The following is a 12,275-nucleotide window of genomic DNA, read 5'->3' as shown; positions in this document are numbered from 1 at the left end:
TAGAGGCGCAGTAAAAGCTTGCACACTTCCCGTGTAACTGTACGCGTATGCTGTATAGATATAAGCACTATCACTTTGGGCTGTACCACTGCCTACTCCACCCCTTGTAAGGGAGCTTGCAGCAACTGAAAGCGCGTTATTATACCAACCATTTGGCTGACCGGAAGCACTCCTAAAGGTGTAAGCTTTCGTAGGGTTTACGAGGGCATAATAATCATCACCGGTATTGTTCGGACGATAAAGTCCCGTGATGGTACCACCAGCGAAATTGTTCAGAGCCTTGACACTCTTCGTATCTGTAGAATTAGACCAAGAATTTGCATTTACATCATAAATATGAGTCACAGGAATAGTCTTGCTACCCAAAGTTACCTTATAGAGTGCCATCTCATGCGCCATGGTGAAGTTGATACTGGAGGCGTCGACGGTAGAGATGAGACCCTTCGCAGTTTGGAGGTCACTACTGCTAATATTCGAACTTTGATTAGTACTTGGGTTGAATGCGGCAATACCCGCAGCAAAGAAGGTGTTAGCACTACCCGCTACCATAGAGGCACGAGTCTTGGCATTCGTATTACCCTCATTGGCGAGACCGGAGGCTGAATATGGGTAATATACATAGTAGTCGTATTGTGGAGAATACAACAGAGAATTAGCACCAACGGTAGACTGGTCGACATCCCACTTACCCGATGTACTGTTATAGGTAAGCTTCACGTTCTCGTTGCGGAGCACACCCTTCTGGTCCTTGACATAGAGGCCCACCATATCGCCATTAGCCCATGTTGACTTAGGCAATACATTATAGTCGTAAGCAGAAGCAAATGAGATAGAACCCAAATTGAGGGTGGTAATAGCAGAAGCGGAAATCTTATAGGTGATGGTCTTACCAGCCTGCCAGTTAGTACCAGCGAGCGTCGTGGTAAGAGTATGGTCGGATTCACCATCATTGAAGACGATTTCTATCGCCTGTGCCTGAGCATCGAAACTTTGCGGAATCATGAAGAATGTACGTGCACTGGTGATGATAGGATCGTTCTCATCGCCATCGATAGCCACGTCGAGACCGGAGAAAGTAATGTCTGAGGTCTCCTTACCCGCGAAACTCCAGTTGCCACCGATCGTGAAGTCACCCGTATTATAAATACCCTTAAAGGTAACACTCTTGATAGTACCAGGAGTCATATCAGCGCCCACAACAAAGTTGATAGCAGCCAGATTATGATTGAACGTGAGCGGAATAGAATTACCATCGGTCACCTTCTTACCCGTAGCCGATGCCGTCATAAAGTCGCTCATCGTGTTAGGGTTGGCACTATTCACGGTATATGTTACCACAGGAGCGCCCACAGCATCAGCTGCGCTCAAGCTCACTTCACCGGCATTATACGGATGATAAGCATACACGGCAAGGTTATAGGTACTAATAGGCCATGCCCTACTCTCCGTCATCGCACCCACTTTAGTGGTACGGATGTTGTAGAAGTAGTTGGTAGAGGTGGTACTCAACTCTCCGTCAGAATAGTATTTACCGAGCACACCGAAGTCACTCATATCGTTGACATCATTGATCTGAGTACCACGTGTAGCCACATTTTTAGCATTAGGGTCGGTCTGCATGGTCTGCACCAATGGATGCAGATACAGTGTCTTGCCATATCCCTGGAGCACATGCGGAGTCTGGAAGCCATCGTTGGCCATACTGGCAGCACGCGTCTTAGCCTCAGCCTCAGTAGGAACATAGTTGATATCACTATTAACGCTAACATCGTAACCGATATTCTTATTGGTGAGCGGAATGTTAGGCACTACACTATTGACACTATCTGCACAAGAACCTAGACCAAGGACTGTTGCCATAGTCATCAAACCCAAACCGATATATTTTTGATTCAACTTTTTCATGCGAATGATTTATTTAAAGTTAGTAGTTAATTATTCTGATCTCAATTCGTCGCCTTTTCCAAGTCGATAACGCGATTGCTCTCCTCAGCCGTCCATGGTGTCACCGAGATAGGACTCAACGAGAACACGGCAGGGGTGATGAGAATCTGGAAGCGATAACAGTAGCCGCTCGCAAAGGTCGTAGAGAGTTTATACCTCAGCGATTTACCAGCCAAACCGCCAGTCTTGAACGTGAGCTGCAAGAAGTCTACGTTATCGAAGGCTTGTGGAGGCAAGATAACCTCAGCATAGGTAGGGTCATCTCCGAAGTCAGACACGGCCTTATCCACATATTTAGGTGTAAAGGTCACGTTGATAGGACTACCACCAACCGAGATCATAGCAGCACGATTGGCCTGCACGCCCAACTGCTCCAATGTAAGTTTTGCCGGCGAGAATGTCACCGTTGGCTTCACGTTCATCAACTGCACCTCAGCTCCTTCGAGATCGGCAGCGGTAACGCCAGGACCCGGTTTCATCACGATCTCCACCTTAGAGAGCATGTGATAGAAATTCATGTTCACCTTGCTCGTGGTGAAATGCTGGTCGCGAACGATGCCATAGAGCAAATCACTCTGGGTATAGCCAGTGATACTCGTACTCGTAATCTTCTGATCAGACAATATATTATGGGTCACCGAAGAAGGAAACGCCTGTCCGGAACTGATACCCAAATTATTACCATGAATAGCATATAGGTCGATGCCCTCGGTTCCACCGGGATAGTATCTCACGTCGTTCGCCGCCGGATTCAGATTTCTCTGATTGTCCGCTGTCAGTTCCCACGCATTGAAATAAGCCGATCCGTCAGAAACCTTATCAGCATACACATACACCAGTTCGTTGGCAGCGATATAGGTGCCCTGGGTAGCATCTTCAGCAGACCGAGTGATCGCCTGCGCTATCTGAGCGCCGAGCCTAATCTCTGCCCTATCCGCATTACCCTGTATATTTCCGTCATCGCTGCTACATGCGGCGAATAATGGAGCTACAAGCAGGACTGCATAAAATAATGACTTCTTCATATCTTAATTATCATATTTTCGTCGTTAATACCTTATATCATCACACTCAGTCCGCATACTTAGATCTCTCCCAGCGAACCGGAGGTAACACCTCCATCACCCCAGTCGGTAACCGATGCCGTAAGCTGTATGGTATAGAGCGTTGTAACGGCTATCTTGAAGTTTACGAGTTGTCCCTTCACCAGATGACTCTTACTATTTACCACGTTGATTTGCGGTTTCACCGACAAGTTATGGTCGCCCTCAGTATCTGTGAAGACGATGTCGATAGAAAAGTCATCACCGAGTTCCTGAGGCATCAGCATGATCGGGTTGGTAGAGGCGATGATTGCCGTATTGGCATCATTACCGTCACTTACATAGTTCACTGCCTTGGTGTAATCTACATTACCCGTAGGAGAAGCGCCCCAATCAGCACTGGCAAAGGAATAAGTATTGGTATTCTTCGCATTCTTGATGGTGATACTCTTGATCGTACCCGCCTTGTTGCCCGTGCCTACGGTGAAATAGACACCAGATAGCAAATGGGTGAACTGCAAAGGAATCGTTGTGGCGAACTGTCCTTGACCATAGGTCACGGTAGAAGCCATGATATCCTCCTGACTGTCGAGCGACGTAGGGACCGTATAAGAGAATTCGTTGTTCACGATACTGGTGCCCAGCGTAGTAGGATAATAAGCATAGATGCTCATCGACTTCTTATAAGCCGGCCAGTAGTGCTGGCGTTGTGTGCGCCAAACGCTCGTAGAAGCATCCTTGGCAACCGTCTCTTTATTGATCAGACTGTACACATTGTCGGCGTCATCCGTCCAGAAACTTATCGCTCCGAACTCAGTATCGTCGGCAAAGGAAGTGATGTAAGAGGCACGCGTGGTCTCATCCATCTGCACAGTACTCACCGAGAAGTTGATAAGCTGCTTGGTAGAGCCAGTACCCTCTATATCGTTATTGCAAGCCGTGAGCGCCATGAGAGCTACAGCGAGCATTGCCGGAATAAAATTTCTCATTTTCATATAGCGTATCAATACTTAGGTTCTACATTAATAATCGAGCGTATTATCTGTCGTTGTCCAGGCTACGACAGTTGGCGTAAGCGTAGCCTCGTTGTCGGCAATGTTGATGGTATAGACATACTTCTTGCCCATCTCCCATGTTTTGCCACTCAGAGAATAAGTAAGTGTCTGCGAATAGTTGTCGCTGTCTCTGTAGGTAATCACCACCTGAGCAGTAGCAGGCAACGTCTGCGGAATCATGAAGAATGTTCCGGTAAGGGTTCCTGTATATTCATTAGGTGATGCCGGCAGATCGTTCAATGTCCAACTGCCACCGGTAGCAGTATTTGCGGTATAAGTGCCCGAGTAAGGCACACCCACAAACTTGATGCTCTCGATAGTGCCATCCGTATTGGTAGTACTAAACTGGATAGCAGTAAGAATATGGTGGAAAGCGATGCTCACCGTATTGGCAGTACTGCACACATACTCAGGACTCTCTCCGAAGAGCAAATCTTGCTGGTCGGCGATGTTGGTAGGTACGGTGAAGCCACTGAAGGTCACAGGACCCAGAGCCGACTGCGCACTCAGCGTACCGTTGGTACCGTCATAGGCATCGACAGGAGCATATCCGAAGAAGCGCATACGCTCACTGGTATTCGGCCAGTAATATTGGGTAGCAGTAGTCCAGTTGGTATTATCGAGACTCGTAGCAGCCTCCTTATACATAAAGTTAGGACTTTCCGTATTTCCCGTCCATTCACCACTATATCGATAAGCCATCAGCGCGATGCTTCCGCCCAAGTCTGTAGCAATCGTTCCACGGGTAGAGACTTCGCCCAAAACACTACTGAACACGATTTTGCGCTGATTGCCCGAATTCTCCACAGCCTCGTTATCGCAAGAAGAGAGCATCGGCAGCAGTCCCATCATCAAGAGGACTGCAGCACATATCTTTATGTTGATATTCGTTTTCATAATCCAATGTTTAGAGTGTACGTTCGAAGTTAATACTATTATCATCGGTAGAGTTAGCCCAACCAGCCAATGTGGTGACGATGCCCTGAGCCTTACCGTCGTTGATGGTGATCACAATCTTATAGGCTCCTCCACTCTCCAATACCAAGTCGGCAGTAGGCTTAAAGACAAACTCATCATTATTAGACAAGATGACCTTGATCATACCAGCACCGGCAGCATAAGTTTGTGGTGGGATGATAGCCGATACCATATCGTCATCGGCCTGGAAGGCACTCTCACTACCCGTCTTCATCGTGACGTTCTGTGTAGAGTTATCGGTGGAGATCATCGCTGCACGTGTTGCCGTAGTAGCGATATTCTCAGCAGCCACATCCGTAGTGTCTGGACTGAAAGTTCCTCTACACTTGGCATTCAAGATCAGCACAGTACAATTAGCCAACTGAGATGCAGTAACCTCGGCACCCGCCTTCACGAGGACTCTCACCTGTGAGAGCATATGGTAGAAAGGCAACTCTACATCATTCTCGGTAGGTTCCACCTGCTTACGCATACCATAGAGCAAGTCACTTACATAGTAATTGTTTGCCGTGGTCTGATTAGCCTCAACTCTATAGGTAAGACTAGCTGGCATCTCTGTCGTACCCTCGGTGATCTGACCGGCATCAAAGTCACCGTTCACCGCATAGAAGTTCAACTTGTTGGCAGCAGGGAACTGTTTGGCAGCAGTAACGGCCACAAGCTGACCATCGCTACGTGCATGCAGATGCCATGCCTTGAAATAACTCGACAACTGATTATCGGTAGAGTTGATCATATCAGCCCAGGCATACACATTTTCTCCCGTATTCATGATATCGCGATTGGCTTCGTCGATTTTAGCACGTGTCTGCTTATCGCCCCACCCTGCACTCAACTTGATATCCTTACCGGTATTCTCGGTCTGTATGTCGTCGCCCGAACAAGAGGCAAGCGTAAGCAAGCCAAAGGCAAGACTATATAATATATATCCGGAAATCTTCATATCTTCAAAATGTTATCAGGTTCTACATTATGCATCAAGCGAAACCTCTGCGTTAATATCAGGAGCATCATTCCATGGACGCACGGTATAAGTGGCCTTGATGACCTGTTCGTTCACGGAGATCTGGAAGGTATTCACCGTACCCGACTTAAACTCGATGCTCTGTGGCAACATATAGTTGAGTACGTCTCCATTGCCCAATCGTATCTCGAGGAAATAATCCGGGTCTACGGTCTGTGGCACGATGATGGCAGCACTATTCAGTGCACCATTATAGGTCACCACGATATTGCCTTTGTTGGAGAGGTCGGCAGCGGTAGTGCCGATGGTCTGTGCACTCGGATTGATGGCGATGGTGCGCATCACGTTGGTTATCGTCACGGTTGAATTGTTCAGCACGCTGGCATCCTTACCTGCAGGAACCGATAGATAGATCTGCACCTTGGCCATCTTATGATAGAAGGTGATAGGTACGACCGTCTTTTGGCGAGCGATATTCTCCTCCTTGCAATACATCAAGTCGCTCTTCTTATAGTTTGAGTTATCCGTTTGGTTTCCCATGACGGTGAAGGTCGTGGTGTTCTGATTCACCGTAGAAGGATAACATGCCCACAGATTCACGTCATTACCATTAGCTGGGTAATAAGGGAATATGGAGTTACTAGGCGACATTGCTCCCGCATAGTTAGTGGTGACGTAGGTCATCGGCTGGGTATAGCGCGTAGAAGGTGTTCCCGTGGTAGCCTCTGAGAGGAACACGTTCACCTGTGCACCTTTATCAAACTCGGTATTCTGCACCGACAATCCTGCTCGGGTAGATGCCACATGTGGCTCTATCTGGATAGGAACTTCAGAAGTCCCTGTTCCCGGATCCGGTTCAATGCCGGTAGACGGAAGGTCGTTCGAAGAACATCCTAAGAGGAATACAGGACCCAATCCGAAAAGTAATAAGTATTTTCTCATCTGTATCATAATTCTCGTAACTTTAATTGTTATTATTATAAGATGCGTCCGGGGTCCAATCGTTGATATGTCCCTCGTTTCTTACATTAGCGGCATCCGAGACCTCACCGGTGAATGAATTGGTACTATCCCAGTCCACAATGTTACTGGTGATAGTCATTCGCATAAGCGAAGTTATCGAAACATAATATGTAATGAGCTTACCTCGCTCCCAGATTTTTCCTCCTATAGCCGAAGTGAGCACGTGGTCTTGACCATCGTTGAATGTCACTTCTATCACGGATGTGTTTGGTACGGTCTGTGGCATCATCAGGAACGTCTGATCAGCTGCCGTTATCGCTGTACCCTTGGCATCCGCCGCATTTACATTCTTGTTCAACTCCAATGTAAATGTGCGTACATTATCCTCATTCTTAGTCAGCCAATCTGCTGCAGGGTATTCATATCTACCCTTATAGAAAACATTCTTGATAACAATCTTTGTAATCTTACCTGTCTGCATCGTTGTACCTACCGCAAATTTCACACCCGTGAGCAAATGATGCAGAGTGATGCTCACCGTGTCCATGTGATCTTTAAACTCATCTTCTTCCGTACATCCTACCATCAGGTCTTGATGGTCTGCCACATTCTCCGGCACCTCATAATCAATCGATGGGTATCCTACGACAGTCTCTTCGGATATCGACATATTATGCAATTCGTCGAATTCGTCTGAATAATATGGATAGTAGGCAAAGAAGCGTCGCTTCGTACCTGTTGCCGGCTTAAAATAGCTATATGTCGTCAACCAAATACCTATATTATTAGCATCCATACCCTGATATGTAATTTCTTCGTTATAGAAGAAATTAGGCTTAGAGCTACTTTCATTCCAGGCTCCCGTATAGCACGACATACCTACACTCCCCAGCAATTCACCACTTTCAGCAGTTCCACGGGTAGCAGCCTTGGCGAGAGACTCTCCACCAATCTTGTTGCCCAGAACAGCAAAACCATATCGCCGAGCTGTACGTACATCATCGTACTCTCCTTCATCCGAACATGAAGAGAAGCCGAGGATGGTTCCTGCTAACGCTAAAGTTAGCAGGAGACACCTATTATATATATGTTTACACTTCAACATTTTTATTGAACTCTAATATTTGCATTAAAGATCCATATCATCATCAACAGTCGAACCACGACCATTTACAGATGCATCAAATCCCGTAGCCGGCTGATCACCTGAGGCAGCAAGAATACTCGATTCCTCAAGCATCTTGATATTCTCAATCATAGGTTTGATATAAAGTTTCTTTTTCATAATTGTTTATTTTATCAATTCTTAAAATTCTAATTCTTCATATACTGGTACCCAGTCTTCTGGTATAATCACGAAATCCATCCATTCTGAAACCTCAACACTAACAGCTTCTCCACGATCTATATTCTCCAAATATGGCTCGCCATCCTTATTATAGCCACCATTGAAGATAATTGGAAGTGTTGAACCTGCACCTATTTTAAAAGTCTTTGCTACTGCTGAAAAATACACAGACTCATATTTAGGATGAGTAGCATCAACTTCAGCATCAGGATAACCTAAAAGATAGGTCTGGGTTCCACCCTCGTCCTTAATAATCTGAGCTTTCGTCTCTATATAATAGTTATGATTTGCGTCAGCAACTGTTATCGGACTCGGATTAGCTGCAGAAGTTTTCCACATCGTTGTCTTTTGAGGAATAACTATCAAATATTCATTTCCTGTAAGAACTTTTGTTGTACTTGTCAATTCAATCGGACTTTTCAAGACGATTGTGTCATTAACATACTTTGCGTCATTACCGGATGCAGGAGTCCAATCTCCCTTATTATTATAACCACTCTTATAGGCGAAGGTTCCGTTACTCACGATGTTATGAAGAATTATCGTATCAACATAAACCTTATAGTCTGTTCCGATAGTATTTCTTCCACTAAAACTAATATAATGCATACCAGGTTGGAATCCCAATGATATTTCACCATTAGTATCTGCACGCGTTAATCCGAAACTACTCGCAATCATGATATCTATTTGGTCATCAAAATTCGTAGGTACCGTATACGAGAATTTTTTAGGATTCTGTTTCATTGAAATCGTAGCAGGAGGACTAGCGATTTTATATGATGGGCTGACCGCATAAAAATCCATAGCACCTGCAGCCCAAGTCACCGCTTTGTCTCCTTTCCAGTTACCATTCTTAATAGTAAAAGTCGCATTAAGTGTACGAGCCGTTCCATTATAGAATGAAAACAATCCAAAGGAACTCAGCGTTCCTGCAGTCAACTTCACACCTCTCGTTGCCGAAGTGAATTGAGGATCTATATATGCCTTTATGATAACAGGATACTCACCATCATCTTCAGTAAAAGATACATTGTCATTACAACTGAACAACAACATCAGTAAAGCCAAACAACTATAGATTTTTAACTTATTCATATACCAAATGTTACCAAATTAATGTACTGATGGAGTAGCAGAAACTCCATAAGCAGCAGCGCCATCTAAAGCACGTGTTGCAGTTCCTAGTTCTATAATGAAGTTTCTGCTTCCATTAACCGTTAACGTCGTATTAAACTTCTTATATAATACACCATAATTATCTTCTCTCAAAAGACACGCAAATGTATTATCCTCTTCACCTCTTGTTTCTACAGTAGGTTGACCATCCAAAATCTTTAGAATATTTGAACCATAATCGAGAACAATGCCTTCTTTAGTAACTACCATATGACTCTTTGTATCTCCATCATCATAATAATTACCATCAGCATCCTTAGATAATTGTTCACTAACACCAGGAGCAGCATCTTCATAATACTCAAGTCCTTCCCCTATAGCGTAATCGAAATTTCCTGGTATCGAAGAATATGGATATGCACCACACATTGCAACAAGTTCTATATAACTTTCCCCCGTCGAAGGAGGATTCTTATACATCTCCTTATCAGCTCCCATTAAGTTTGGAGCTATACCCCAACTGTTAATCGTTTGAGGAATAAAGTATAAATTCGTATTTTTATTATCCAATTTAATTGTCCATGTCTGTATATTTTCCTCTCCGCTAGGATTCTTTAGTGTCTGAAAGAATGGATTATCTGTCATATCAATAACAATATCTCCTTCTATCGCATCTTTTAAATCCCAACCTTTACCCAAAACATATTTTCCAGATTTCTTGATGTTATGAATAATTATCTTCTGAATTTTAACAAAAAACATATAATCCACTTCAGCTTCAGGACCATACGTATGACTATAACCTGTATTCAGTTTTATTGTCAACGTAGCAGCAGTCAACGCATGATCAAACGCCAAATTTAAACCCGTAGAGGAACTACCTTTTGCTATAGCAACGAGCAAATCCTCTTGAGAGGCTACATTTTGAGGAACAACATAACTAAAACTAAGCGTATCATTTACAATTGTAGGTGTTAAAATATTAGAAGATATCTTACCAGAATCGTTACTTACAGCATTAAAAGTATAAGTTGTACCTGCGACTGGCCAATTTACAGATGTAGCAGGGTTATATCCACTCCCATTTTTTATACAATTCACGCCAACAAGCTCATTAGTTTGATCACCCGTAAATCCCCAAATCTGGAAAGTATCTAGAGCGGTGATATCACTAGCACGAGTGCCGGAATTATTCACAGTGGCATTAACTCTGAATGGGATGCCCGAATCTTTGGTGGTATTAGAGTCCACAACATCGTCCGAACAGCTCACTATAAAAACTGCCGAAGCGATAATCGCTGAATAAAATAAAAATTTAGTTAACTTCTTCATATTATATAATATAAATAAAACAAAAAATATTGTTAGTTATCTCGTTTAATGCGCCAATTGCCAAAAGGTTTTATAGGCTTCTAGTAGTACCTGGTTATCAAAAACCAGTAGAATAAGTTTTACATTGCAAATATATATTCTTTCACATAAATTATATATCGTGTATATTACCTCATTTTTCTTATCTTGTGACTATTTTTTATCTCTATGGTATCACAAATTCAAGCAATCGATGGATTTTGCTCTCCTGATCTCTCGTGCCGTCATACCGATATAGCGCTTACAGAATGCCGACAGGTTGCTCATCGTGGAGAACTTGAGGTCGACATACGCTACCTTGAGCGGTTCGTGATGGGTACGGAAATATTCGATGACGTCGCGAGCTCTGCGCTTGATGAGCCAGTCGCTCGGGTTCTCTCCGAACTCTACCTTGAACGTACGCTGGAAGTAGCTGCGGTTCATACCGATGGCATGGGCTAGATCGCTTACGGTCATCGTGTTGTCAACAAGGCGCATCACCTTGGCTTTGAAACCTCCACGCGCATGGAACATCGGACTCAAGAAGTCGGAGAACTCTTCGGCATCCATAGAGGCTTGCAGAAGCATGAAGACTTCACGCCGGAAGGTGAGGCCGAGCATATCGCTGTGTACACCATGCTGGAGCAGATCGGCGATATGCTGAAAGAACAACTTCGCTACACTCGGTGCGTTGATGACATTTCGATATTCGGTCTTGCACGATGGGCGATCTGCTCCGTCGATAGTGACATCGAAACATACCTCCGGCATCTCGTTTTGCGTCATCACCACGATCTCTGAAATAGGAGCAACACTATGGAACTCTGCACGGCTCTCCATCGGGAGCAGCATCAACTGATGGGCAGTAAGATGACGAAGGTTTTTGCCCATGTGCGCCTGCAACTCACCCTTCACGACGTATACCAACTGACTGCTAAAGGTGTCGTCGATGCGAAAGTCACGTCCTGGTATGATTTCTACTAAAGAGAAATGTGGCTCCATATTTTTAATGTTTATTGCGAAGTTAGTAACTCAATTATCAATCTCTAGATTTCTTTTTCTCGTACTGCTCTTCGTTTTTCTGAAGATGAGTAGTTTTTTGTTTATGCTATGTACAAATATAAATAAATACTCAAAGAAGTGTTATCTCTTTAACCTATTTTAACGCAGGTAAAAAACAGAAGATATAGCTAAATAAAGCTATGAGATGTTATATACTTGAATATCATAATGTCAACAATTATAGAAATAAGTAATAAGTCGTTATCTGTTACCCGTTTTTATCGGTTTGTTATATTGTTCGACAAAAATAATGTAAACTTTTCCACCGTCAAGGGTTTTTCTCCTCTTTTTTTTATGTTTTTGTCACCAATAGTTTCTATAATGTCTCCTCGGTCTCCCCCTCTGGGGAGAGGGCTATAGAGGGTACCATCACCATATCCGAGGGTCTGCTAACGCAACCCCCGGTTATCACAGAGGAATCCCCTCCGGGGAGTAACACACCGTACATC

General features: G+C 44.2%; 11 protein-coding genes. All 11 read right to left on the bottom strand.

Translation table 11 applies throughout. The features are described 5' to 3' along the window. The coding region (locus K333_RS12540) for a fimbrillin family protein (protein WP_161624572.1) at positions 1–1,905 on the bottom strand (1,905 nt) is incomplete at its 3' end. Between the two features lie 41 nt (positions 1,906–1,946). Then, positions 1,947–2,969 carry a fimbrillin family protein gene (locus K333_RS0111510; RefSeq protein WP_027452730.1) on the bottom strand — a complete coding sequence of 341 codons (1,023 nt, stop codon included), beginning with the start codon at positions 2,967–2,969 and terminating at the stop codon, positions 1,947–1,949. 59 nt (positions 2,970–3,028) lie between these two features. After that, a complete protein-coding gene (locus K333_RS0111505; RefSeq protein WP_161624571.1) occupies positions 3,029–3,976 on the bottom strand; it encodes a fimbrillin family protein in 948 nt (315 codons plus the stop codon). Positions 3,977–4,009: 33 nt separating this feature from the next. Then, positions 4,010–4,939 (bottom strand): fimbrillin family protein, encoded by a 930-nt coding sequence (locus tag K333_RS0111500; protein WP_024990665.1) that lies wholly within the window; start codon positions 4,937–4,939, stop codon positions 4,010–4,012. Between the two features lie 10 nt (positions 4,940–4,949). Beyond that, a complete protein-coding gene (locus K333_RS0111495; protein WP_024990664.1) occupies positions 4,950–5,963 on the bottom strand; it encodes a fimbrillin family protein in 1,014 nt (337 codons plus the stop codon). 27 nt (positions 5,964–5,990) lie between these two features. Then, entirely contained in the window at positions 5,991–6,935 is a 945-nt protein-coding gene (locus tag K333_RS0111490) for a fimbrillin family protein (RefSeq protein WP_027452729.1), read from the bottom strand. A 13-nt stretch (positions 6,936–6,948) separates the two neighbouring features. Next, positions 6,949–8,052 (bottom strand): fimbrillin family protein, encoded by a 1,104-nt coding sequence (locus K333_RS0111485; protein WP_024990662.1) that lies wholly within the window; start codon positions 8,050–8,052, stop codon positions 6,949–6,951. Positions 8,053–8,076: 24 nt separating this feature from the next. Then, positions 8,077–8,232 carry a hypothetical protein gene (locus K333_RS13260; RefSeq protein ID WP_154653053.1) on the bottom strand — a complete coding sequence of 52 codons (156 nt, stop codon included), beginning with the start codon at positions 8,230–8,232 and terminating at the stop codon, positions 8,077–8,079. 21 nt (positions 8,233–8,253) lie between these two features. Continuing rightward, positions 8,254–9,393: a fimbrillin family protein gene (locus K333_RS0111475; RefSeq protein WP_027452728.1), complete on the bottom strand. Its 1,140-nt coding sequence runs from the start codon at positions 9,391–9,393 to the stop codon at positions 8,254–8,256. A gap of 18 nt (positions 9,394–9,411) precedes the next feature. Further along, complete coding sequence (locus tag K333_RS0111470) at positions 9,412–10,746, bottom strand: fimbrillin family protein (protein ID WP_024990660.1); 1,335 nt, start codon at positions 10,744–10,746, stop codon at positions 9,412–9,414. Positions 10,747–10,959: 213 nt separating this feature from the next. Next, positions 10,960–11,766 (bottom strand): helix-turn-helix transcriptional regulator, encoded by an 807-nt coding sequence (locus tag K333_RS0111465; protein ID WP_027452727.1) that lies wholly within the window; start codon positions 11,764–11,766, stop codon positions 10,960–10,962. Positions 11,767–12,275 lie beyond the last annotated feature (509 nt).

The sequence above is a fragment of the Segatella albensis DSM 11370 = JCM 12258 genome, from assembly GCF_000426565.1.
GTDB classification, from domain to species: domain Bacteria; phylum Bacteroidota; class Bacteroidia; order Bacteroidales; family Bacteroidaceae; genus Prevotella; species Prevotella albensis.
This window is presented reverse-complemented; position numbering and strand designations above follow the sequence as displayed.